This window comes from Nocardia sp. Tas62D01, from assembly GCF_055232035.1.
On the sequence record NZ_JBUYUZ010000001.1, the window covers coordinates 4,266,458 to 4,291,032 of the forward strand.

Genomic DNA, 24,575 nt, shown 5'->3' on the forward strand with positions numbered 1-24,575 from the left:
CCCAGGAGCGGGCGCCATAGTCGGAGATGACACGGATGTTGTCGGTCGCGTCGGTGGCGGCGGAGGATTTCGTGTCGGTGGACACATGCTGATGGATAGGGGTGAAGATCCCGGCGAGATCGATGGTCTGGCCGGTGTAGATGGATCCGGTGGTGCCAAGCGCCCAGCCGAGCTGGCCGCTCTTGCCCTTGGTCGAGAAGTCGACGGACTCGAGCCAATGTTCGAAGCCCTGTTCCGGCTCCGGACGTACCTCGAGGTCGGTGATGTAACCCTCGATCTCGACGATGGCGTGGATATCGGGCCCCAGGCCGGGGACTGTGACTGCGAAGACGTACCTGCCGTCATAGATCAGCAGCGCCCTGGAGAGCATGTGGTGCGGGGAGAGTGCGGTATGGATGACCCCGTGGGCCATGGACGCCGGATTCGAGGCCTGTCCGCTGACCGCGGCGAGCGCGTCGTGTAGTTGCGCCTCCAGGTCGGGCTCGTCTTCGATCCTCTGGTTAACGTCGGACACCGGCGGGGGCGCCTGCGAACCACCGCGCACAACCTGTAGTTCGTACCCATCCTCGGTGAGGTCCGCAGGGAAGGCTCCCGGCATCGGCGGGGCGTCCCGGGCGGCGGCGTCCCGGGCGGCGGCTTTGTGGGCGATAGCGGCTTTTTGGGCGGCGACGATTTCCTGAACGAAGACGGCGTCGACGAGTTTGGCCACGACCTCCTGGAGTTCCCCGGCGCCGGCGCTCCGGTCCAGGTTGAAGGGCTCGCGAAGTTTCGATGGTAGTGCGAGTTGCCGGATGTCCTCGTCGGTGAGATCGCGGACCGTCGCCGGGGCGGGCCGCGGTGTGTTGGCGGGTTTTTCGTCAAGGGTCCGGAAGGTGGGGACAGCCATGCGGATGTTGCCGTGGGCGGTGACGCGTTCGGGGTTGGCGCGGTGGCTGTCGGTGAAAACCCCTTCGGTGGTGGTGGGCACGGTGAATACCTGAGTACCGGTCTCGGGGCTGAAGTTGTACACCTCCTCGCCGATGCCGAAACCGCGATCTCGTGTCTCGGATTTCGAACCTATGCCGGTAAACACCGAGGTGATGGCTTGGAGCCACGTGCCGCCACTGCTACTGAAGGGATCGGTGATCGAACCGGTGGGGCCGAAATTCCACCCGAACGGCGTCTTGGTGAACTGCTCGTCTCCGAGAAGGCTGGAGCCGTAGTAGTTCATCGTCTGGATATCGGGGAAGGTCCAGTCGTGGGAGACACCCTCATGGGGATCCAGTGAGAGATAGCGGCGTTTGGTGTTCAGCGTGACGGTGAAGCGCCGGATGCCGGTCAGGGTGGGCAGCTCGAACACCTCCTCGATGCCGCCGTCGGTCGCCTCGTCCACTCCGGAGCGACGACCGGCCAGACCGATCATCTGGATGAAATTGCGAAGATTGTTCAGGCGCTGTTCGTCGACGGCATCCTGGGTGATCTTGTCCAGCAGGCCCTGGGGGTTCTGGCCGAAGGGGAAGAAACCACGGTCGGACAGGTGCTGCCAGGCCCGTGCGAACACCGGATACAGACCGAGTACCTGGAGCGGGGTAACGGACACCCCGAGCTGCCACAGGTGCAGGATCTCGGCCGGCAGGTACAGGGGTTTGGTCGGTTCCTCACCGAGGGCTTTCAGTGAGGGCACCATCATATTGACCGGATAGGCGCGACCCCCGTGCAGCGGCGTCCCCGGTGCCGCTTCGACGGGGGGACCCTTGGGGCGGACAAGTCTCATCTGGACGACCATGTCGGGCGTCACGTCCAGCAGACCCTCCTCCTTCTGCGCGAGGCGCAAACTGTGCGAGGTGTAGGCCCTGCCGCCGTAACTGTTGGCGCTACTGACCTGATGCGTCGCGCCACCCGTGAGGCCGACCTGGCCGCCGATGGGTGCGATGCCGGTAACGGGGTCGGTTGGGCCCGAACCCAAACCCGCGGTGGCCGTCACATTCAGACCGAGAGCGTTGGTGGTCATGGAATTGTCCTGCGTCGCCACTATCCGCACCACGTTGGATTCGACCACGGAGTTCTGCATGGTGGGGCCGGTGAGCTCGGTCCCACCACGCATGTCGGCAACGACCAACTCCAGATAACCGATCACGTCACCCGAAGAGGTTTTCAAGGTCGGGCTGGGCACCGAGCCACCCCACCCCAGCGGGATGTCGCTAACGGTCGCGTCGCCCCACGCCAACGGGATGTTGCTGCGGAGATTGCCCTCGGAGAAAAACTCCAGCAGCTGTACGGCGGATGCGTCGGGGATATCGGAGAGATGCGTGCCGAACGACGCCATGACATCGGCGAGGATCTGGTCAGCGTTCGGAATACCGACCACGCCATACAGGGGAGACGCTTCCCGGAGACGGCGGATCGGTGCGGGCACGGTCTCGGGCCTTGCCCGATCGATCCTCGGCGGTTGCGCACCTGCGTCGGCCAGGTATTTGGGGTGCCAGACCAGCAATGTGTCCGGCGCGGTACCGATGTCCTGCCAGCCGGTGGTCGGCACCTCCGGCCCCAGCACACCCCGCACGCCGTCATTGTTGAGGCGTGCCTGCCAGACCATATTGTGGTCGAAAGGTCTCGAAGGGCCCTTACTGCGGACCTTGACTATCGACTGAACCGTCTTGGTGACGTCGGTACGGCCGGTCACCTGGTTGTAGATGAGGCTTGGCTGCAGTGAGAAGACCACATTGCGCAACGCGTTATAGTACCTATTCCAGGCGGGGGAGAACGCATACGTGAAGGCCCGAAGGGTGCCGCTGGCGGCGGTTCGAGCGGTGGCGAAGGTGCCAATCCCCCAGCGCTGAGAGGTCACCGGCGGCTCGCCCTTCACCGGCGCGATCTGCTCCTGCGACGGGCCGACGACAGGCAGGACCAGACGCAGCACAATCGGGTACAACTTGCCCCGATACGTCACCCGCAGGGGCATGCCGGACCTGCTCAGCAGGCGGGCCCACTCGCCGGAGAGCGCTTGGGAGGTCAGTACCCCGCGCACGGCGGCCTGGAATTTCTCATCCCGACCCACCAGGCCGAAGACTTGCTCGTGCAGCCATTCGACCGTCCGTTGCGGGATATCGGTGATGTGGCTCATTCCCTGGGCGCCGTCACGCTGGGTACCGAAATTCCGGATCCACGGATTGATACCGTCCGGCGGGGGCGCACCGTCCGGCGGGGGCGCGTTCTTGGTAGTGGGATCGCCCGGCTTGTGAGAATCCCCCTCCGACGGAGGTGTGATTTCGATGGTGATGGGGGGGATGTCCGCCGGAGGGTCGGGTTCCTCTTGCGCCTTGCTGCGCTCCCCCTGCTGGGCCTCCTCGACATCGACCTTCTCAGGTCGGACATCGGTGGGGTGCTCGGCCGGATTCTCTGCGGGGGTGACGACCTCCGCCTCGAAAGACTGGTGCGTGTTGGGATCCGGGTCCACAATGTCGACTTGCTGTCGCGCCGGGTTCGTTTTGATGGTCGGCGACGGGAGGCCCTCGTCCACGATCGTGGGAATGTCCTCCGCGGGAGGCGTGATTTCGATCGTGGGGATGTCCGCCGGAAGTTCGGATTGCCCCTGATGCTGTGACTGCTGTTCGGTCGACGGCGAATGCTCCTCGCCCGACGGCTGCGGAGTACGCGACTGCTCCGGGGGCGGGCTTACGGTTTGCTGTTCGGTCGACAGCGAAAGGTCCTCGTACGTCGTCGGCTCGGCGACCCGTTGAATATCCGAGAAAGAATTGAATGGAACATCCGGGGAAGAATCGAGCGGGGTCCGCTGATGCCGGTCGGCGTTTTCCGGTTCGAGCGTAGCGGCCGGTGGCGTGACGGGTTCGGCAGCTGCGTGGTCCGACGGCTCCGGGCGGAAGACGGTGACTGTGCCAGCGGACCTGTTCTGGACCAGATCGGACAGTTGTTCCTGAGAAAGGGAAGTGGGCCGTTCCAGACGGTTGCCGTTGGTTTCGCGATAAACTCGGGCATCACCATCAGGTGTGAATTCGACCCTGGTGAGATTTTGTTCAGTGAACAGCAGCGAGGTGCCGGGTTCGATGCCGTTCCGGGAAAGCCAGTCAGCAAACTCATCGGGTGTGAGTATCGTCGCCGCGGAGTCCTCAGTGGTCTTCTGATGTGTGGCGGTGTCGTCCGGTCGGGGCGTATCGGTCGACCGCTTCGGGGGGAAGACGTCGACGGTGCCGACGGCCCTGTTCTGAACCAGTTCGGATAGTTGTTCCGGGGAAAGTGAGGTTGGCTGTTCCAGACGGTTTCCGTTGGTTTCGTGATAAACCAGGGCGTCGCCGTCGGGTGTGAATTCGACGGTGGTCAGGGTTCCTTCGGTGAACAGTAGCGAGGTGCCGGGTTCGATGCCGTTCCGGGAAAGCCAGTCAGCAAATTCATCGGGTGTGAGTATCGTCGTCGCGGAGTCCTCAGTGGTCTTCTGATGTGTGGCGGTGTCGTCCGGTCGGGGCGTATCGGTCGACCGCTTCGGGGGGAAGACGTCGACGGTGCCGACGGCCCTGTTCTGAACCAGTTCGGATAGTTGTTCCGGGGAAAGTGAGGTTGGCTGTTCCAGACGGTTTCCGTTGGTTTCGTGATAAACCAGGGCGTCGCCGTCGGGTGTGAATTCGACGGTGGTCAGGGTTCCTTCGGTGAACAGTAGCGAGGTGCCGGGTTCGATGCCGTTCCGGGAAAGCCAGTCAGCAAATTCATCGGGTGTGAGTATCGTCGTCGCGGAGTCCTCAGTGGTCTCCTGATGTGTGGCGGTGTCGTCCGGTCGGGGCGTATCGGTCGACCGCTCCGGGGAGAAGACGTCGACGGTGCCGACGGCCCTGTTCTGAACCAGTTCGGATAGTTGTTCCGGGGAAAGTGAGGTGGGCCGTTCCAGGCGGTTTCCGTTGGTTTCGTGATAAACCAGGGCGTGGCCGTCGGGTGTGAATTCGACCCTGGTGAGATTTTGTTCGGTGAACAGTAGCGAGGTGCCGGGTTCGATGTCGTTCCGGTAAAGCCAGTCAGCAAATTCATCGGGTGTGAATGCCCCGATTACGCCACCATCAGCGGCTTCCGAAGCCTGCGAGACGATATCGGACGAGTCGTCGTGCTCGGAGCTGGACGAGCTCGACTGCGAACCGTGCTCCGACCGGCCGGAGTCCGAGTCATCCGAGGAACTGGAGTGCGGGATCCCGGGGCTGGTCGAGGTCGGATCGGAGCTGTTGGGATCGGACTCGTCGGCTTGCTGTTCGTCCGAGGGCGACTGGGCATTATTCGTCGGTTCCGGATCAAAGTTGGACGGCGGATCCTCCTGCTGGGCCTCGGAGACATTATCGGCGTGAAGCTGCAGATCCGACTGGGTCGGTGACGGCGACCGAGTCTGATCGCCGGGGGTCCTTGTGATGTCGTCCGTTGTGCTTGCGTGAGGCTGTGGTTCGACGGGCTCGGTAGTTGCGTTGTTCGATGGTTGCGGGGGGATGACGATGAGCGTCCCGATGTGCCTGTCCTGAACCATTCCGAGCAGGCCGTTGCGAGTACGGGTGTATTCCGATACATCACCTTTGCCGTTGACGTCCTGAACGAGGACGTTGCCGTCACCTGTGAGCTCGACTGTCGTGGTTTGAGTTTCGTCCTCGGCCGTCGTGGCCGGGGTTTCGTCGGTGAACAGTAGCCGGGTTCCGGGGAGGGCTTTGTTGCTGGACAGCCAGTCGGGGAGCTGGCTGGTGTGGAGGAGTGTGATCGCGCCGGCATCAGCGGATCCCGGTGTCGGGGAGAAGATGTCGGACGAGTCGTCGTGGCCGGAGCCCGACGAGCTCGGCTGTGAGTTATTGGTTGCCGGGTTGCCCGCGGTGTTCGTGATGCCGGTCTGGGCAGCCGCCGCGCTGTTCGCCGAGGTCTGGACGGTGGTGCTGTCCGACACGGTGGACTGCGTGTTGGCGGGGGAGGCCGCGTGATCGATCGGGGCGCTGCCGGTCCGAGTGTCGGTGGGCGCTGGAGGCTCGGTGGAAGGTGTGGCGCGGCTGAGCGTCCGGTTGAACTCGGCGCGGGCTGCGGCTTCCTTCTGCAGTTGTGGAGTCAGCGCGAGGATCTCGTCTTTCGCTGCCTCGAGCCGTGCTGCGGCGTCGGCTACCTTCGCCGCGGTGGTGGCCTGGATGTTGTGCGGGGCCGTGGCGGGGTCGTCGCCGTGCTCGGCGGCGATCCGGTCAAGCTCGGCGACGGCCCTGGTGTGGTCGTCGGCGGCCCTTGTGTAGTGGAAGACGGCGATCGGCACACCGGGATTATGCGATTCCGCATACAGCTCGTCGGTGACCGCGGTGTGAAAACCCGCGGTGCCGTTTTTCCCACCGCGGCCCGCGCGGGCTGCGCGTTGGTGGTCTTCGTCGGGGACGTTGGGCTCGCGACCCAGCATCCCCGCGTGCAGCCCGCCGATATTGTTGACGTTGTCGCTGATCTCGATGTCCGCGCCGCGGCCGAGCAGCCCGGTGGCGACCGTGATCATGCCCTCCTTGCCGGCTACCTCCTGGATGTGCATCAAATGTATTTCGGCCAGCGCGTTGGCATCTCCCTCGCGCAGCAGGTCGCCATGCTCGGTGGGTTTGAACCAGTCGGTGTTCTCGGGCCCCTGCACCCAGTCGGCAAATTCGTGCTTGAGGAACCACTCGGCGTCGACATGCTGGTGCGGTATTCCCTTGGCGGTGAGCATGTCGCTGAATCTGGCGACCTGGTCGTTATAGGGAGCGATCTCCGCCACCGGCCGCTGGGTCTCGTGCACTTCGAGGGCTTTGTTGAGGGCGTCGGCGAAACGCTTCGCGTCGGTGCCTGACACCCGGTCGGGTTCTATGCGCAGCCGCGAGCGGACGTTATCATCTATTCGCATAATGCCGCGCACCGGGAAATTTGCTTTTATTTCGGTAGCAGCGCCGTCGAGGGTGCCTGACATGCCCGAAATCTGGTCGTAGTTCTCGGAGCTGTAGGTCTGTTCACCGGTGATTTTTTTGATCCGATTGGGATCGGTTTCAGCATCGATCTCTTCGAGATAATGTTTGGCTTGCACCGCCTGATGCATGCCGTCCTGCCATTTGCTTTCGGTCGAGAGTTTGGCGTCGCGCATCGGTTTGCCATCGATATCGAGCAGGACGATATTCTTCTTACCCGCCGCGTCGGTGTGGACCACGTAATGCCGGTTCTCGATCTTGGTGTATTCGGCCTCGACCGCTCGGGTGAAGTCCTTGGCTTCCTGGGTGCTGAATTCGTGCCCCCACAGCTCTTCGGCCTTGGCGCGCACCGTGTCGGTCACCGCCACTCGACTGCTGACCTGTCCGGGCGTGCGGCCGAAGTCCTGCTCGGTCAAGGTGCCGAGTTTGAGCTGCTTCTCCAGGAATGCCCGCATCCCGTTGACCTCGGCCGCTCGCTCCGGGCTCGCCTTCTTGTCGCCGCCTTCGGAGAGATAGTGCTCGGTCTGCCGGTGCACCAGGACTGCGTCGACCTCGTCGAGGATGACCGTGCGACCCGGTGGCGGATTGTCTTTCAGGCGGCCGGTCTTGTTCTCGCCATCGGTCAGCAGCAGGATTGTCGGTTTGTCCGACTCGACGAAACTCTGCTCCGGGTTCCACCGAACGGCCCTGATCCCCAGCAGATCCGCCGTGGGCCCGAAGTCCTTCTTGAGGGCTTTGTTGGCGAGTGTCTCGGTCGTGGTGACCACCTGGGTGGTCCCCTCCCGGTAGGCCTTCCACAGCGCATGCCCCAGTGACACCAGCGTTTTGCCCTGGGAAGTGCTCATCTGCTTCATCCAGCCGTCGCGGGCGCCCAGCGTCGCCCACACCTGATTCCACCGCATCACCCTGCCGGTCCCCCGGTGGATCGCCTCGAGCATGGCCGTCATGGCGTCCAGCTCGCTGCCGTGCTGCATCCTGGTCGACAGTTCCTCAGGCTCGAGCGCCTTCATTTGCGTACGCGCCGCCAAGTAATACTGCCGGACCCGCGCCGCTGCGTGTTTGTACTGCGTGACCTCCTCAGGGGTGGCGTCATGAGGCGCGGATTCGTGTGGCCCGGCAAGCGTCGCCAGCGCGCTCTCGGCCGCGTCCCTGAGCGTCTCGACGTGCTGGGATACCGCATCGTCGTATTTGCGGGCGGCGGCCACGGTGTCGTGCGGGGTGGTGTCGTCGGTGGTGCGGGTGGTCGCGGTGTGGTCCTGCCGGGTGGCCTCCTTCAGCGCATACCTGGCATCGGCGACCCGCTGTTTGGAGTCGATGATCAGGTTGTTGTGGTGCTGCCGTTGCTGGGCTGCACGGATTTCCGCCTCGGCGATCCGCTGCCGCGTCTGTTCGGGGGTTTCCTCGCTCTGGGTGGCCGCGTCCCTGGTGGGGGTTTTGTCGGTCTGGGTGGCTGCGTCCCTGGTGGTGGGGGTTTTGTCGGTCTGGGTGGCTGCGTCCCTGGTGGTGGGGGTTTCCTCGGTCTGGGGCGTCGTGTCCCTGGCGGGGTTCGCCGAGGTGTCCGGGGGGTCGTCGTGCCCGCCGGATCGTGGTGTCTGGGAGGTGGTTTGCTGGGATTCGTTATCCCGCGAACCGGTGGATGCCTCGTCGGAGACCGGTTTGCCGTTGTAGTCCAGGTGGCGGAAGTCATCGGTGCGTTCGATGCCGTCCAGGACGGTGGCCAGGCGGGTGCGGTTGGGTAGGTAAGGGCCGACGTAGTCGGTGACGGACTTTATGACGCCGTGATGGACCTCGATGGTGCCGCCCGCGTGGATGCCGAGATCGTCGAACGCTTGGTGGGTGCGGACCCAGCCGAGGTCGGGGGCGATGTAGTGGTTGCCGTTGCGGTCCGAGACGAACAGGTGCCCGCGGGTGCGGGTGGGCCATCTGGTGGCGGGGCTGTCGGGGGTGTGGACGAGTTTGCCGGTGCGGGCGGAGTAGAGCTTGCCGTCGTGGACGACGACACGGAATTGCTCGGCGAGTTTTTCTGTGAGGTACCAGGGTTCGGGGAACCCGGTGTCGGGTTTCGTGTCGGTGCCGGTGCGGGAGTCGCCTGCGCCATTGGTGCTGTCGGTGCTGTCGGTTCGGTTGTTGCCGGTGTCGGTGCGGTTTTCGGTGTCGGTGTGGCTGTTGTCGTTGCGGCTGCTGGTGTGGCCGTTTCCGGTGTCGGTGCGGTTGTCGTGGTTGTCGGTTTTTGTGGTCGTGGTGCGGGGGTTGCGGCGCAGGGTGAGGGGGGCGTCGTTGTGGATGCGGGTGGTGTTGCGGGCGGGGACGAGGTCCTCGGTGCCTTCGAAGTGGATGGTTCGGCTGGCGGGGTCACGGGTGAGGAGCTCGCCTATGAGGCGGAACAGGTGTCCGATCACGGGGATCCGGAGCAGCAATTCCTTGGCGACGGAGCCGGGGCCGCGCTGGATGGCGCCGCCGTCGGTGGTGGTGCGGTGCGCCGCCCCGCCGCGGGTGGTGGTTGTGGCACCGGGTGTGGCGGAATCGGGTTTGGTCGTTGTGCGGGCGGGGTCCGTGCCGGCGGATGTATTCCGTTGTGTGCCACCGTTTTCCGGGGCGCGCGTGTCGGTGGGGCGTACGGTGGGACGGGTTCCGCTCGCGGCGGTCTTGACGTGGGTGATGTCGTGGACCGCGATCAGCGCGGTCAGACCGGCGGCCTCGGGCTCGGACTTGTCGAACGTTGCGACGGCTTCGTTGTTGTGGTCGACGACGCGCACGCTGTCACCGTCGACGCGGGCGACGAGTTTCATATGGGCCTGGTCGCCGAGCAATGCGGTACCGCTGAACTTCGTCAGATCGGCCAGGAACTCCTGAGCGGTCCGCTCCTGCAACGGCGTGCCGTCGCCGAGGTCCTTCCACGCCGGTCCGGTAGCGTCGCCCGCCGGCGTGCGGCCGGACGGCGATGGTTCCTGATTCTCGTGGACTGCAGGGCTATCACCCTGTGCGACATGCGGATCCCGGGCGCCCGCGGTGATCGGGGAATCCTTGCCATCGGTGCGCGGCCGGGCGGAGCCTTCGGTGTGACCGGCCGACTGGCCGACGCGGATCTCGGTGATGCCGCGCTCCGCGATCAGCCCGTCGATACCGCCCTTCAGTTCGACATGTTCTCCGCTGCCGGTACGCGTCACGGTGATCTCGCCCGGATGGACGACCGCGGTGAACTCGGCATGGCTGTCGTCACCGAGGAATGCGACACCGTCGTTTTGTTCGCGCCACTGCTTGAACTGCTCAGGGGTCAGCTTCTGCAACGGACGTCCATCGGCCGCGCTATCCCAGGGGACCCTCTGATCGTCGGCCTGCACGGACTCCGGGGACTTGGACGGGCCCTGCTTGCCGACACCCGCACGTGGCTCGTTACCGGTTTCGTCGCTGCGGTTGTTCCCCGTCGACTGCTTGTCCGCAGTTTGTGTTTTCGTCGACTGCTCGTCGGTAGCTTGCTTTTTCGACTGCAGGGTCGGATCGTTCGGTTCCGAGGCTGCAGTGCGTTGCTGGAGAGAGTTTTCGTTCCCGGGGCGTTGCTCGTCGGCTGCGGCCTGCCGGCCGGTGGGGCCGCTCTGGCGGCCGGCGGCGATCGGTGTGGGGGACTGCCTGCCGCTGTTGGAGGCACCGGTCTGGTCCGAGCCGGCGACCCTGGAGTTCTGCTGCGAGGAGTTCGTATCGTTCGGGTTCACACCGGCCCGTTGCGTGCCGGTCTGCGCGTCGCCGGTCTCGGTGATCGGCCGGGATGCCTCGGTTTTCGAGGAGGACGAACCGTTCACCACGGTGTCCTGTATCGCCGCGGAATTCTGCCGTGGCGACACGGTGGTCGGGTCGGATACCGACGAGGTGACCTTGCCACCGGAGATGCTGTTTTCGCTGGAGATGTTGTTGTTGTCGGTGGCTTTGATGCCGTTGCTGTTGTTGCTGGTGGTGGCGTTGCCGGTTTCGTTGCTGCTGATGTTGCTGGTTTCGGAGTTGTTTGTGTTGTTGCCGGAGATGTTGTTGTTGTCGGTGGTTTTGATGTTGTTGTCGTTGTTGCTGGTGGTGGCGTTGCCGGTTTCGTTGCTGCTGATGTTGTTGGTTTTGGAGTTGTTTGTGTTGTTGCCGGAGATGTTGTTGTTGTCGGTGGTTTTGATGTTGTTGTCGTTGTTGCTGGTGGTGGCATTGCGAGTTTCGTTGCTGCTGATGCTGCTGGTTTCGGAGTTGTTTGTGTTTTCGCTGGAGATGCTGTTGTTGTCGGTGGCTTTGATGTTGTTGCCGGTGGTGTCGTTTCCGTTGCTGCTGATGCTGCTGAGGCTGCTGGTTTCAGAGCCGTGTGTGCTGACGCCAGCGATACTGCTGTTGTCGCTGCTACTGCCGCTAACGCTGGGATCGACCGCCGGCACGTTGCGCTCCGGCAGCACAGAACTCCCGCCCGCTATCGGCTTCAACATGCTGGTATCGATCTGCGGCACACTCGCGCCCACACCCTCACTACCCGAACTCATCCGATACCCCCGCATGCCCCCCGACATCGCCCCCGCCACACCAGCACCGAACCCCGCCATATTCCACACGAACTGCCCCCCGTTGAACCCCATCGCCACCAGCGAACCACCCAACATGCCACCCAACCCACCACCAACCCCCGTCACCACAGTGCTCGCGATCGCCCGCCCCCGACCCCCCACAACATTTTCCAACTTCGTCCCGACCGTGTTGTCGAGCACCTTGCCCGCCCCCCGCGCCACAGCATGACCCGCCGCGCCCCCTCCCGCACCCATAGCCACCGACTGTCCGAACTCGGTCCAATCGAAACCCTGCCGATGACCCTGAGCGATCTGTATCACCTGAACCAACGCATCGGTCACCCCCATCACCAACGCACCCACCGCCGCGGCCTTGATCACCTCCATCACGATCTGCTTCGCGATCGCCAACGCAGCCTCCGTTGCCGCGATCTCCGCCGCCTCCACCGCCGGCGCCGCCGGACCCGCCATCCACGCCGTCGCCAGGTCATAAGCCAGCCACGCCAACCCCACCAGGATCTGGATCTTGTACGCCTGGATCTCGTCTCCGACCTTGTTAGCCGAATCCGCCACCTGCTTCATCGACGCCGCCACCGCCTGCACCGACTGCGACCCCGAATCGGTCAACGTCGCCAGCGTCGCCAGCATCGCATCCCGCCCCGGACCCGACGCATACGCTTTCTTGATCGCAGCCACCGCCGACTCGACCTCATTCACAAAATCCCCCGACAACGCCGACGCCGCATCCGACCACTGCGTCGACAGCGAGAACATCCCCGTCTCACTACCCTTGGGCCACGGCGCACCCGCCAAATACGACAACGGCTGTAACGGCGCCGGGAGATCAATATCAGTCACAACAACTCACACCCGGCTCACAACAACTCCGCACCTGGGCCGGACCACGGTGCCACGGCAGGCGGCAAAACCGTTGGGCGTCACGGGTACTCCCAGGAAGACTCGGTCAGGCGAAGCGACATTACCAGTGTGGGAACAACACTCATACGATAGTCAACCGTCGGCAACCCTGCGACTTGAAGGCCGCGGATCGGGTAGCCCGCGGCGTCGATGCGATCCCGCGGTACCGGAACGAGTTCGGTGAGCTCGGCTGCTCGGAGCCGGCTCACCAGGTGCGCATGGCCGCCACGGGCTACCGGTCGAAGTCGACACCGGCAAACTGATGGCGCCGGTCCCGGAGCAGGAGGCCCGGCTGCTCGAGCTGTCGGATCTGACTCCGGATATGCCAGATCTGAGCGATCGCTAACCCAAGGGCATACGGGCGCCGCCGGCCGGGCAGCGACGTTCTCGAGAGCCGGGTGTCACCGATTCCGGCTGGTGACAAGAGAATTGATCACCGATGGACTTGATGAGTGTGCTCGGCTGGGTAGCAATGAGACGATGCCGTTGTATGGCGCGACGGTGGTGTACGCGGCAAGATTGCCGGTGTCCGTGATGAGGCCGGCCGTCGCGGCAATGAGGAGGGCTCAACCATATGAACGATCCGCAACAGGATCCCGCCGAGGGCGACGAGGCTCCGGACTTCACCTTCAGCCTGAGCGGCCTGGAGGAGTCGCCGTCCGAGGCGTCGCAACCGGCCGCCGACGAGAGTGAATCCGCCGCTCTCGCAGTCGGCGCCCCCGACGGGCCGCCGCCGGACGCCCCCGACGGGCCGCCGCCGGACGCCCTCGACGGGCCGCCGCCGGACGAGTCTGTCGTCGACGACGCGCCGTCCTCGGTCGAGGAGCAGGCGACCCAGCTCGCCCACAGCATCGCGCGCGAACTCGCCGCCGCCGGTCCGGAGGGATGGCGGCGGCTCGAGGCGGTCTTCGCGATCACGGTCGTGGGCGGGGTCACGTACACGCTCTACTACGACGATGCCGACCGCGCCGCGCGGTCCGAGCCGTCCTCGGACATTGTCGAACTGGTCCGGATGCAGCGTGAGTTGTCGGCCCAGCTCGGCGACGGCCCGTGGTGGCGGATGGTGGTCCAGCTCGATGTCACCGGTCAGGTGGAGGTGGACTACGACTACGGCGATGAGCCGTTCCCCGACGATCAGCTGCTGGTTCCCGATGCGTATCTTGCCGATCTGCAGGCGTTTCCGCGCGAGCGGGTGCCGGTCTGGCTGGCGGCCTACGTCGGCCACGACAACCGCCAGTGGCGGTCTCCGCAGCTGGCGGCGGCGCAGTCGCGCATCGACCATGAGGCGGGCATCACCAGCGTGCGGTCCACCGACGACTTCCCGGTGCTGCCCGTGCTGTGGGCGCGCTGGGCGACGATCGCGGCGGCCTTCGTGGCCATCGGATCCGAGTGGGGTCCGCGAATCCTGCCCGCCCTCGGTGTCTTCGAGGGCTCGGCCCGCAGCGGTTCCACGCTGTATGTGCTGCCCGGCGGGCGCGCGGTGCTGTCGGGTGGGGTATGGGACGCAGCCGAACTGGATGCCGCCTACAACGACGGCGAGCCCATGCCCGATCTGTATGCGGGCGCACCGGAGTGGATGGCCAACCAGGTACTCAATCCGCGTGCGGCGCGGGGCATGCTGTCGTTCTGCTACTGGTGGGACGGCGGCGGCTGGCACCGCGGCGAGTCGCCGACCTCGGACAAGATCAGTGCGGCCGTCCCCGGCGTATGGTCGGCCCAGACGGTGGCCGATGTCATCTGCGGCGTGGTGAGCAGTGATCCCAGCGAGCAGCAGCGCGCGGCCGCGGCCAATCTGGTTGCCGCCGCGGAGGCCGGCGTGGTGACCCGCGATACCCTGGGCGCGCTGTTCGACGACCCGTCCGACGATATCGACAGCGCGCTGTACCAGCTGTCGCTGGCCGGGCTGGTGACCACGGATCCCGTTGCGTTGCCCGAGGATCGCGCGATCGCCCTGGTGCGCGAGCACATTCTCGGACTGGGTGTCGACACCTCCGGCTATCCGGTGGAGGATCTGGTTGCCGAGCGCCTGAGCGTGGGCTGGATGGTGTTCGTGCCGGTGGCTCCGGGCGAGATCGCCATCGGCCGGGCAATTTTCTACATCGCCGACGACGGGGTGATCGAGCAGTCCTCTTCCTCGATCGCGCCGTCGATCTACACGGAGAGCTTCGAAGAGCGTTTTCACCTGCGGCAGACCAGGGCCGCGGTCGATTTCACGATCTGATCACCAGGGGGGTGAGTCGGCCATGACCAGCGTGCTTTCGGCCGGAATCCACCGCCGGTGGTCCCGGCCGAAAGCACGCCGGAATGACGGGCCGGTGTCCGAGGATACCCATGCCATCCGTGGTCGTACGACTGGTTTGTCCCGCTGGTCGATCAGGTCCGGGTCGCTGGTGTCGACGCCGTGATCACCCCGGCGCCGGACCATCTCGACGTGATCATGCTGCACGCCGTGATGTGTGTAGCGCAGGTCGAAACAGCCTGCCCGCGAATGTCTTTTGCCCGCTGGGCGGCCATGCCATCGGGACGGTTCGGGTGAGCGGCGGCGAGGTTGTCCGGCTCCGCCCGATCCGTCCCGAGCACGTCGGCGACGGGTGGCGAACGCCAGTTCAGGGCGATATGAGGACCCAATCAAGTCATCCGCCGGGACGACTGGTGAGGGTATGCCGGGATGTTCCCGGCTTCAACCCCCCAGACCGAGGGAGGAGAGCACGCTCCCCAGGGCGATGTGCATATCCGGCGCCTCGATGCGCATCAGGACCGATTCGTCCACCTGGCTCAGATCGAGCGATTCGTCGTTGGAGAGGCGGAATTCCCGCTCCTCCTCGGCGGCCTCGACGATGTTGCGGATGAACCGGCCGTTACCGGCCAGGTCGACGCCGCGCCGTGGCTGCCCGTTCTGATCTGTGCTCTCCATGTGGTACAGCCGATCACATGCCTGGATCAGCAATTGCAGTGCCTCGCTGGACAACTCGGAATCGCGGGCCTTCGCGATGACCTCGCCGATCCGGCCCAGTTCCTCGGCGCTGTAGGAGGGGAATTGCAGGCGTTTGGCGAAGCGGGAGGCCAGCCCGTCGTTCGCGGCCAGCAGCCGGTTGATCTCGCCGTCGTATCCGGCGATGATCACCACCAGCCGGTCGCGATCGTTCTCCATGCGGGCCAGCAGGGTGTCCACGGCCTCGCGGCCGAACGCGTCACCGCCGGACAAGCCCGCCTGGATCAGGGTGTACGCCTCGTCGATGAACAGCACGCCGTCCATTGCGCTGTCGATCAGTTTGTCCGTTTTGATTGCCGTGCTGCCGAGATGTTCACCGACCAGATCCATGCGCTTGGCCTCGACGACCTTATCGGTTTTGAGCAGTCCGAGGCCGCAGTAGATCTTGGCCACGACCCGGGCGATGGTTGTCTTGCCGGTGCCGGGCGGACCGGTGAAGGCCAGGTGATTGCCGCGCGCCGCACTCGACAGGCCCTTCTCTGCGCGGATCTTTGCCAGCTGTGCGGACGATTGCAGCTTGGCCACCTGGGTTTTCACCGACGCCAAACCGATCTGCCGGTCGAGTTCCTTGCGCGCCTCGGCCAGCACTCGCTTGGCCCGGTCCTCGGTATCGGCCTGTTGCTGTTGCTGCATCGAGGGCGCCGAATCGGGATCCCAGCGGTCGGTGCGGGCGGCGATGGTCTCCTTGGAGGTGATGGCAATCCGGTAGCTCCGGTCGCGCATCGCCTCGGTGTTGGCGGTGAAATCGGGCGCCTGGGCATACACCTTCTCGAACAGACCCTGCGCCTCGTCGCCGGCGCCGTTCTCGCGCAGGCACAGGCCGCGGCAGAACATGGCGGTGGTGCGGGCCGCCGGAATCGGGCCCTGCTCGGCCAGTTCCATGCGGCGAATGGCCTCACCGAAAAGCCCCAGTTGGGCGCAGGCCGAGCCGACCATCACGTGCGCAGCGGCGGCCATGTACGGATCGTCCCATTCGGCGGAGCCAGACAGTACGGTCATCACATCGGGCCAGCGCTGCGTGGTGTAGTGCAGCACGCCGTGCATATAGGCGGCGATCCGGTTGTCGGCCCCGGCCTCCGGCGTCTGCGGCTGCGCACGCAGGAAGTCGGCGAGTTCGGTGAGCACCCGCTCGGCCTCGTCGAATTCCTTGTCGGCGATCAGCTGCCCGGCCTGGGCGCACCAGATCTCGGTGTAGCTTGACAGCGGGTAGTCGATGTACAGACCGGTGGCGAACCGGCCGGCCAGCTCCCGCGGCCGCAGCCCGAGCCGACGTTGTTCGCGGCAGAGCGTCGAACCGCTGGTCTTGTACAGGTTGGACAGCACCTCGGGGGAAATTTCTCCGGCGGCGGCCAGGCCCAGCCAGGCATCGCACATCGTCGGATCCCGTTCGGTGGCGCGATGAAACGCCAATTTGGCGTAGTCCAGGTCGCGTGTGGCCTCTTGCCCGTCGATGGTCAAACCCAGGGACAGGACCCCAGCGTCGAAGGCACGCTGTGCTTGGCGGTTGCCGGTCATAGCAGTCGAACCCCGAATTTTCTTTTGTTCCGGTCCATTCCGTACGTCTCCTGACCAGCCTACCGATCGCGCCATGTCCGCCTGTCGGATACATTAGGGTTCGCTGCCGAAGGGTTGCAACGTGAACGCATTTGACGGGGTGAGAGTGGTTCTGCCAGCACACAGATCGTCGTGGGAGCACCGTTGATCCGGAGTTGACTGTCTGATGACCGCACCATCGCACGGCGGCCGGACGGCCGCGGAACCCGAACTGTGCCGAGTATTGATCCTGCTGTGTCGTCGACCGTTTCGGGCGCGGTGTGGAACGTGTCGAAACTCGGCGCGGTGTGGAAGGACCCACCCCGAACTCGGTCCAGTCGAAATGCCGGCGCTTGCCCGCAGCCATAAGGTCGGAGCACCTTTCGCCGCGACCACGGCACCCGCCCGGGGGAACGCAAGACAAAAACGCGCCGCCGTCCGAAATCCGGACGGCGGCGCGTTCTCGTCGGTGTGGGATCAGCTCACGGCGACCCCGGCCAGCTCGCGCTTCTTTGCCTCGCGGGCAAGCATGCGGTCGCGCTGCTCCTCGAACTTGATCACGTCGCCCGCCAGCTTCTCCAGGAAGATGCCGAGGCGCTCGCGGACGGCCTCACCGCGCGGGGTGAAGTCGTTGCGCTCGAAGATGTTCCACTTCTTGAGCACCGGCTGCACCACTTCTTCGAGGTGCTGGCGCAGGTCGTAGATGCCGTGCTTGGCCATGAGCACGCCGTTGCGACGGAAGTTGGGCATGCCCGCCCCGGGCATCTGGAAGTTCTCCAGGATCAGCGTGATCGCCTCGATGGACTGGTCCGGCGTCAGATCCAGCGCGGCACCGCACATGTTGCGGTAGAAGATCATGTGCAGGTTCTCGTCGGCGGCGACGCGCTGCAGCATGCGATCGGCGATGGGGTCGTGGCAGACCCTGCCGGTATTTCGGTGGCTGACCCGGGTGGCCAACTCTTGGAAGGTCACGTACGCGACCGAGTGCAGGAAGCCCGCGTCGGCGTCGGTGGGGGAGGCGAACCCGTTGGTCATGTGGATCATGCGCGCCTCTTCGAGGGCGACCGGGTCCACGCTGCGGGTGACCACCAGGTAGTCCCGCATGACGATGCCGTGGCGGTTCTCTTCGGCGGTCCAGCGACCCACCCAGGTGCCCCAGGCGCCGTCCTGAGAGAAGTTCTCGGCGATCTCACGGTGGTAGGAGGGCAGGTTATCTTCGGTGAGCAGGTTGGTGATCATGGCCGCTTTGGCGACCTCGCCCAGCCGGGACTGCTCCGGGTCCCAATCCACCCCGCCGAGTGCTGCGAAGTTGCGGCCCTCATCCCACGGGACGTAGTCGTGCGGATGCCATTCCTTTGTCAGGGAGAGGTGCCGGTTGACGTTTTCTTCGGCAACCGGCTCCAACTCCGTGAGCAGATCGAGTTGAGTTAGATCCCTTGCCATGCATATGCCCTTCATGTGTGCGTGCGCTCTTGCAGGTCGTCCCCCCAATGTAAGACCGTGCCGATGCGGCCATACCTTACGGCACCGTAGGTGTGATGCGAAACGCATCTCTCGAGCAATTTGATGCCCGGTGATGCACGCATACGCCGTCGTTGGCGCTCGGCGACCCCGTCGAGTGTATGCCGAGAGTTGTTGGCCCCGGCGTGCTCGAGGGCACAAAGCGCCTGGACGGAGGATTCCGGCCGGTCGCGACCGAATGCGCTCGGCCGGACGGCCACCGGGTGTGTCGCGAGCGCTGGCTCAGCGTTTGCCGCCGAACAGGCCGCCGAGTACGTTGCCGAGACGTTCGTCGCAAGCGCTCTCGCTTCTCTGGCGTTGGCCGGAACCGCGCTGGCCGCAACCACGAACACCCCGGCATCCGCCGATGTGCTTCCCAACCTGACGGGCCCCGCGGTTCCCGCGGTCGCCGACCTCAACCACGACGGCTACCCGGACGTCGTGTTCAGCGACTTCGTTCTCGGTCTCGGCGTGTCGGTTTTCCTGGGCAAGCCCGGCGGGGCTTCCAGCCCGCCGTCCGCTACACCACCGGTGGTCAGGTGGTGGCGTCTTGTGATCTCGAGGGCCTGCTGTGCCGATCCGAGGAAGCTCGCGGCCCAGCCCTCGTTCAGCTCGCTCATCACCTCGCCACCACGATCGCCGAGGGCACGGAACTTTTCACGGGCGCGTGCCAACACAGTGACGGCTCTCGGGTCTCGGTGGGCCATCATCAGTTCCAACCCCCACAAGAATTCGAGGGGAGCGGGGAGGCATGTGTCGGTTTCCGGCGTCTGCCGCCGAAGAAGAGCCATCCGGTCAAGGTCATCGCGGCAAGTTGGAGTTCGGTCGTCTGCGGGGTCCACGCGTGGGTGGCCTGTAGCGTGCGTTCGGTCCAGTGACGCATTTCCCGGGGTGAACCTCTGAAGATGGGCAAGGTAATCAGACCCGTGGAGATCTCCAAACCGAGTGCCGGCTCGCCGGAGGTGAGGCTCGTCTCGATCGCGGTCACAATGTTGTCCCACGCCGCGCGAGCCCAGTCCAGCAGTTCATGCTCGGCGGGACCGAACCAATCGAGCTGCGCCGCAACGACTTTGTCCCGATAGTAGCGGCGGTGACGCTGTGCGAGCCGCGCCGGTTCGTCCACCTCCGGGGTGGAACGTTCCGCCAGCTGTCGCCCGGCGAAGAGGCGAATGCGCAGGGCCGGATATGCGGCCTTCATTGATGAGCTCAAGAGGTAGTAGCACTTCGCGACGGTCGAGGGCGCCATGCCAGCATTGGATAGCCCGGTTATCCACGTCTGCGCATCGTCGTTGTGATCAACCGTAGGACTTCGTTCTTCCATTGGGGCGAACGTGATCCCGGAGTCGAACCCTATCCGACCGCGCTGTGCTCTTTCTCACAATTCGCGCCGCATCCCAGCTGGATTCCCACTCGCCCCACGTCAGCTTGTCGACACCGGCCGGAGGGGGAGACCTCCGCTGCTCAACTTCCTTGGCTGTCGCATGGCGCTCCGCCTCCTGCTGGCGTGCAAACGTGCCAGGAAGGCTCCGCTTCGCCCCGCCGGTCGCGGTAGACGCCGCGGTACCTGCCGCTGGGAAGCGTCTCCGCCCATGCCATCGAGCCAAGCTCCTTCTATCGGTTCGTGCCCGGCAACCGCTGTCAGGTACTCTGTCCCGTCGAGCCCCTATAGCTCAGTTGGTAGAGCTACTGACTTTTAATCAGCAGGTCGTAGGTTCGAGTCCTACTGGGGGCACTCACGTTGGAGGCTGCGAGCCCCACGTTTGGCCCCATGATCCTAACGTTTCCCCAGTTAGATGCGCCCAAGCTTGCGGATTAAGAGTCCGTAGCTCTACCGACTGAGCCATAGGGGCGCGGGGCCGGTGTAGTAAGTCCGGGAGCGCATCCGGTAACCGGGGGAGGGGCGGGTTCAGACCTGTCGGAGCTCGGTAGTCGGCCGCGGCGGTTGGGTGCTGCGGCGGCGCGGGTCGCGCGCTGCCGAGACCTGTTGTGGCGCCGGGTAACAAAGGGTGCGGGGACAGCGATGTTACCGGTAAACATTTGGTACCCAGCTTTGTTCATTGCGACCGAACATGGATATTATCGAAACATGTTGCCTACCAACGCCTTTAGATTTGCGCGAGGCGCGGAGCCGAAGCTCGGGGGAGAGCGCCGTGGACGCGGGTGGATGACGCGCGTCGTGTGGTCTGGTGCCCGGTCGGCCGGTCGACTCGGGTGAACGTGACTGCGACGCTGTCGAATTCGGGAATCCGCCGAGGCACCCTAACTGATTGCGAGATGTTTGCTGTAACAGATAACTATGTGTGGTTACTACCCGACTCTTCGGTTTGCCGCGTGTCGGATGACGATTCCGGGTACGGTGACGACTTGGTGAATACCGGAAGAATCGCCATCTTGCCCGGCGTTCCGGAATTCGGCTTATCGTTGTTGTGCCCGAACGTGTCGCGAGCGGTACGGTCAATCGCGGCTTCCTGCGAGTCGACGCCGGGGGAGGCAGATTCGAGACGAAGAAATACCCGGGTGCGCACCCCCTGCGGCGCACCCGGGCAGAGAAACTATACCAGCTGGTGTGTTTCAGGATTTTCGCCAAGTTTTCGTACCGAAAGTTTGAAACTGTGCGAAAACCCGATTTGAAGTATTGATAAAACTCATAACTTCGCGCCACGGGTCTGTTCTTTTGCGGGCACCGTCTGGCGGCGAGTAGGCTTCGGAGGCGTTTCGAGCATGGCACGGCAGCAAGAGCGGGCCCGCCGAACACGTGCGGCGATTATCAGGTCCGCCGCCGTTGAGTTCGGGAAGAGCGGCTATGCCGCTGCATCGCTCAACCGCATATTAGAAGGTTCCCGCGCCACCAAGGGCGCCATGTACTTTCATTTCGATTCCAAGGAAGATCTAGCCCGGGCCGTCCTCGAGACGGCGGTCGAACGCTATCGCGCGTCGGCCGAACGTTGGCTCCCCAGAACGGATCTCGGCGCGCTGGACATCCTGCACGGGATGATCGACGAGATGGCGCTGCGTTTGGAACACGACATCATCGTCCAAGCCGAGTACCGGTTGATCATCGAGCCCGACTTCTATCGGGACGTGCAAACCGGCGGCGGACGGATCCTCGGCCGCGCGACCCGGATGCTCACCGTCCGCGCGATCGAGCAGGGCCAGCTGCGCGCCGACGCCGACCCCGATCGGTTCACTCGAACACTGGCGGCCGCGCTCGCCGGCCAGCGCTACATGGTGGATCTGGTCGGCGGCGGAGTCGATCTGCGTGGCAGATTCGAAGAGGCGCTGGAAGTGATGGTCGAGTCCATGGCCACCCCGGAGTGGAGCGAGAAGTTCCGTAAGGACGGCTGGCAAGCCCAGGCTCGCATCGAGGACCTCGGTTTGGAGCTTTGACCAGCCGGTTTGGGAAACTCCACCGGTCTGTCATAAGCTAGCCGAGCTCCCAACGGACACCCGTTGTAAGCCGGTCTGGAGGAATCCAGGACGAGCCCCCTTCGTCTAGCGGCCTAGGACGCCGCCCTTTCAAGGCGGTAGCGCGGGTTCGAATCCCGTAGGGGGTACGGTCTAAGGATCGTTGGTAGCACAGCAAGGCCCTGTGGCGCAGTTGGTTAGCGCGCCGCCCTGTCACGGCGGAGGTCGCGGGTTCGAGTCCCGTCAGGGTCGCATGTTGAGTGCCGGAGCAATCCGGCACTTCGCGTATGGCATTCAAAATACGGGTGCCTGCGGCCAGGTAGCTCAGTTGGTACGAGCGTCCGCCTGAAAAGCGGAAGGTCGCCGGTTCGATCCCGGCCCTGGCCACCATTGAGGACCAGTCGAATCGGCTGGTCCTCAAGCATTTTCGGGTGGTGTACGACCAGTCTTCTATACACCGTGATCTACCGCCGATCCCCCGCATTTGCCGCCCGCTATCGCACGCAGGTCGCACGCTCGTCATCGGCACCACGGGGCTTGAGCGTGACCCAGACGCTGCTGTATTGGCGACATCGTCAGTGTCGGCGGTTAGGGTGAGGTATGGCCTCTCCCGCACCACTGCCCGAACCAGTGATGGGTGTCCCCGCGGCTGAACCAGCAGCGATCCGCGCGGCGCTGACCCGCACGCTGCTCGCCGAGTTCGACCATGAGTGGGAGATCGTGCTGGATCGAGCCAAGGACAGCAAAGAACTTTCCGGCGTCCTCGAACTGCTCACCAAATGGCGGCACATCGCCACCACCGAGGCGCGCGAGCCGGGAGCCTACTTTCGGTTGCAGGCCAAAGCCGAGCAGATCCAGCGCGCCGGCACCAACCTGGGCGCGGGTTCTATCGAGGACATGCGGGCACTGATCGCGCGGCGGCAGGCCAGCTGAGATTGTACCGAATCATCCCAGACCCGGAAACGTTCGAGCAGGTCGCGGCACTTCCAGTTGAAGCGCTGGCGGACTAAGCGGAAGTGCTGACTGTGCTCGAGGTCCAGCCGTGGGCGGGGCACCCGCAGCACACAGCCAATCCCGACGGTGCCGTCCGCTACTGGCTGTTCGGCCCCGGCTCTGCCGGGCAGGTCGTCTACCTCGTGCTCGAGCAGCAACGCGAGGTTCATTTGCTGCTGGTGCAATGGCTGGGTTGACCGGCATCGACACTTTTCGCTGAGTGTGTTCACGGCTGGTCGGCCGGGCAGACCGGAGGTCGATTTTGGACGCCGCTGGCGAACTATCGGCCCGGCAATGCCTTTCGCGCGGTTCTCGGTCGCGGATCTGGAAGCTTTCGCACAGTCCGGACGCGTCGAGCCGGTCAAGGTGAACTGGCACGGCGGGCAGGTGAGCGCGTAATGGGCCGCGCGCGCCGCCGGTTCGGCCTCGTTCGCAAGCTGCCGTCGGGCCGGTTCCAAACGGCGGTCTTGGTGGGGTTCTGTGTCTTGCGGCTGTGTCTTGCATTGCGGCTTGGGGATGATCTCGGGGGTTGGAAATGCCGACTCGGGGGAGGCTGCGGTGGGATGCTGGGGGTATGGCTGAGCGCTGGTATTACTGCCTGAAGCATCATTGCGCCGAGAGGGGGCGGCAGTGTTGGTTTCAGGATCGGATGGGGCCGTATCCGGATCAGGCGACTGCTGAGCGGGCGTTGGAGATTGCTGAGGCGCGGAATGAGCGAGAGGACGCTCGGGATCGGAATTGGCGCGAGGGGGAATGAGATCTGGTGGGGGTGCGTCGGTCGCTCGGGTTTGTAGATCTCTGCGCGGCAAGTGGTTTCGTGCGGGTGGGGGTGGGTCGTCCAGGTCGGGCGGACTCGGCGATGGGTAAGGCGTGGGCCTGCGGCGCGGGCTGTGGCGGGGGAGTGCCGGGTGTGCGGTGGGGGCGTAGCGCATGCGCTCAGGTGCTCGTTAGGTCGATCAAGTACGGTTTCTTGAAATCAAACGAATGCTCGGGGTCCTGTCGTGGGCTCGGGGCTGACAGGTGAGCAGGGAGGGCGACCCTTGAGGGTTACCGTTGTTGTGCCGACCTACAACGAGCGGGAGAATCTGCCGGTTGCGGTGGAGCGGCTGACGGCGCTGCCAGTGCCCGACCTGCACGTGCTCGTGGTGGATGACAATTCGCCGGACGGGACCGGTGAGGTCGCCGACAAGTTGGCGGCGGAGCTGCCGAACGTTGTCGGCGTGCTGCATCGCACCGATAAGGACGGATTGGGCCGGGCCTACATCGCCGGGATCACCCGGGCGCTGGACGAAGGCGCTGATGTGGTGATCCAGATGGACGCCGACCTCTCGCACCCGGCCGACGTGATTCCGGCGATGCTGGAAAAGCTGACCACCACCGATGCCGGTGTGGTGCTCGGGTCGCGCTACGTGCCGGGCGGGTCGACCGCTGCGGAGTGGAAGTGGCATCGCAAGGCGCTGTCGGCGTGGGCCAACTTCTATGTGAACCTGATCCTGCGGCTCGGCGTGAAGGACGCGACCGCGGGGTTCAAGGCGTGGAAGGCCGACACGCTGCGTGCTATCGACGTCGCCTCGATCCGCAGCAACGGGTATTCGTTCCAGGTCGAAATGAACTACCGGACGATCAAGCAGTGCATCTCCATTGCCGAGGTGCCGATCCGGTTCGAGGAGCGCACCCTCGGCGCCTCGAAGATGACGCTCAAGGTGCAGTTGGAATCCGCGCTCATGCCGTGGAAGCTGCTGTTGGGCCGCTCGGTGTAATCGAGCCGACGCGGGTGTAGTCGATAACGCAGGC

General features: G+C 64.7%; 10 protein-coding genes and 4 tRNA genes (1 of these 14 cut by a window edge). 9 read left to right on the forward strand and 5 right to left on the reverse strand.

The window, feature by feature from the left end; all coding sequences use genetic code 11:
- Positions 1–12,298: the beginning of a C2 family cysteine protease gene (locus ACV7NQ_RS20455; protein ID WP_463361131.1), read on the reverse strand. Its footprint begins 60,464 nt before the window's first position; the window shows 12,298 of its 72,762 coding nt (coding positions 1–12,298); it begins with the start codon at positions 12,296–12,298; its stop codon lies beyond the left edge, outside the window.
- Between the two features lie 634 nt (positions 12,299–12,932).
- Between ACV7NQ_RS20455 and ACV7NQ_RS20460 the strand changes: the two genes are divergently transcribed.
- Positions 12,933–14,579, forward strand: coding sequence for a hypothetical protein (locus ACV7NQ_RS20460; protein WP_463361132.1), 1,647 nt, complete (start codon positions 12,933–12,935; stop codon positions 14,577–14,579).
- A 459-nt stretch (positions 14,580–15,038) separates the two neighbouring features.
- On the opposite strand, the gene eccA is transcribed toward ACV7NQ_RS20460, so the two are convergent.
- The 4 genes from eccA to ACV7NQ_RS20480 form a co-directional block, all read right to left on the reverse strand.
- Positions 15,039–16,865 (reverse strand): type VII secretion AAA-ATPase EccA, encoded by a 1,827-nt coding sequence (eccA, locus tag ACV7NQ_RS20465; RefSeq protein WP_463361133.1) that lies wholly within the window; start codon positions 16,863–16,865, stop codon positions 15,039–15,041.
- 495 nt (positions 16,866–17,360) lie between these two features.
- Positions 17,361–18,326: an acyl-ACP desaturase gene (locus ACV7NQ_RS20470; RefSeq protein ID WP_463361134.1), complete on the reverse strand. Its 966-nt coding sequence runs from the start codon at positions 18,324–18,326 to the stop codon at positions 17,361–17,363.
- Between the two features lie 485 nt (positions 18,327–18,811).
- Positions 18,812–19,093: a hypothetical protein gene (locus ACV7NQ_RS20475; RefSeq protein WP_463361135.1), complete on the reverse strand. Its 282-nt coding sequence runs from the start codon at positions 19,091–19,093 to the stop codon at positions 18,812–18,814.
- On the reverse strand, positions 19,093–19,629 hold the full coding sequence (locus tag ACV7NQ_RS20480) for a hypothetical protein (RefSeq protein WP_463361136.1): 537 nt from the start codon (positions 19,627–19,629) through the stop codon (positions 19,093–19,095). The genes ACV7NQ_RS20475 and ACV7NQ_RS20480 overlap by 1 nt, the downstream gene beginning before the upstream one ends.
- A 413-nt stretch (positions 19,630–20,042) precedes the next feature.
- Between ACV7NQ_RS20480 and ACV7NQ_RS20485 the strand changes: the two genes are divergently transcribed.
- From ACV7NQ_RS20485 to ACV7NQ_RS20520, 8 genes are all read left to right on the forward strand, one after another.
- A tRNA-Lys gene (locus tag ACV7NQ_RS20485) sits at positions 20,043–20,115 on the forward strand.
- Between the two features lie 989 nt (positions 20,116–21,104).
- Positions 21,105–21,770 carry a TetR family transcriptional regulator gene (locus ACV7NQ_RS20490; RefSeq protein ID WP_463361137.1) on the forward strand — a complete coding sequence of 222 codons (666 nt, stop codon included), beginning with the start codon at positions 21,105–21,107 and terminating at the stop codon, positions 21,768–21,770.
- A 94-nt stretch (positions 21,771–21,864) separates the two neighbouring features.
- Positions 21,865–21,937: transfer RNA gene (locus ACV7NQ_RS20495), tRNA-Glu, on the forward strand.
- A 29-nt stretch (positions 21,938–21,966) separates the two neighbouring features.
- Positions 21,967–22,040, forward strand: a tRNA-Asp gene (locus tag ACV7NQ_RS20500).
- 61 nt (positions 22,041–22,101) lie between these two features.
- Positions 22,102–22,178, forward strand: a tRNA-Phe gene (locus ACV7NQ_RS20505).
- Positions 22,179–22,388: 210 nt separating this feature from the next.
- Positions 22,389–22,721: a DUF6247 family protein gene (locus ACV7NQ_RS20510; protein WP_463361138.1), complete on the forward strand. Its 333-nt coding sequence runs from the start codon at positions 22,389–22,391 to the stop codon at positions 22,719–22,721.
- A gap of 92 nt (positions 22,722–22,813) precedes the next feature.
- Positions 22,814–22,978 (forward strand): hypothetical protein, encoded by a 165-nt coding sequence (locus tag ACV7NQ_RS20515; RefSeq protein ID WP_463361139.1) that lies wholly within the window; start codon positions 22,814–22,816, stop codon positions 22,976–22,978.
- Between the two features lie 843 nt (positions 22,979–23,821).
- On the forward strand, positions 23,822–24,541 hold the full coding sequence (locus tag ACV7NQ_RS20520) for a polyprenol monophosphomannose synthase (RefSeq protein ID WP_463361140.1): 720 nt from the start codon (positions 23,822–23,824) through the stop codon (positions 24,539–24,541).
- Positions 24,542–24,575: the final 34 nt, after the last annotated feature.

Excerpts from the sequence above, each read along its gene's own strand:
- ACV7NQ_RS20460 (WP_463361132.1), top strand. The coding sequence starts at position 12,933 with ATGAACGATCCGCAACAGGATCCCGCCGAGGGCGACGAGGCTCCGGAC.
- eccA (WP_463361133.1), bottom strand. The coding sequence starts at position 16,865 with ATGACCGGCAACCGCCAAGCACAGCGTGCCTTCGACGCTGGGGTCCTG.
- ACV7NQ_RS20480 (WP_463361136.1), bottom strand. The coding sequence starts at position 19,629 with ATGGCGCCCTCGACCGTCGCGAAGTGCTACTACCTCTTGAGCTCATCA.
- ACV7NQ_RS20470 (WP_463361134.1), bottom strand. The coding sequence starts at position 18,326 with ATGGCAAGGGATCTAACTCAACTCGATCTGCTCACGGAGTTGGAGCCG.
- ACV7NQ_RS20490 (WP_463361137.1), top strand. The coding sequence starts at position 21,105 with ATGGCACGGCAGCAAGAGCGGGCCCGCCGAACACGTGCGGCGATTATC.
- ACV7NQ_RS20475 (WP_463361135.1), bottom strand. The coding sequence starts at position 19,093 with ATGATGGCCCACCGAGACCCGAGAGCCGTCACTGTGTTGGCACGCGCC.
- ACV7NQ_RS20510 (WP_463361138.1), top strand. The coding sequence starts at position 22,389 with ATGGCCTCTCCCGCACCACTGCCCGAACCAGTGATGGGTGTCCCCGCG.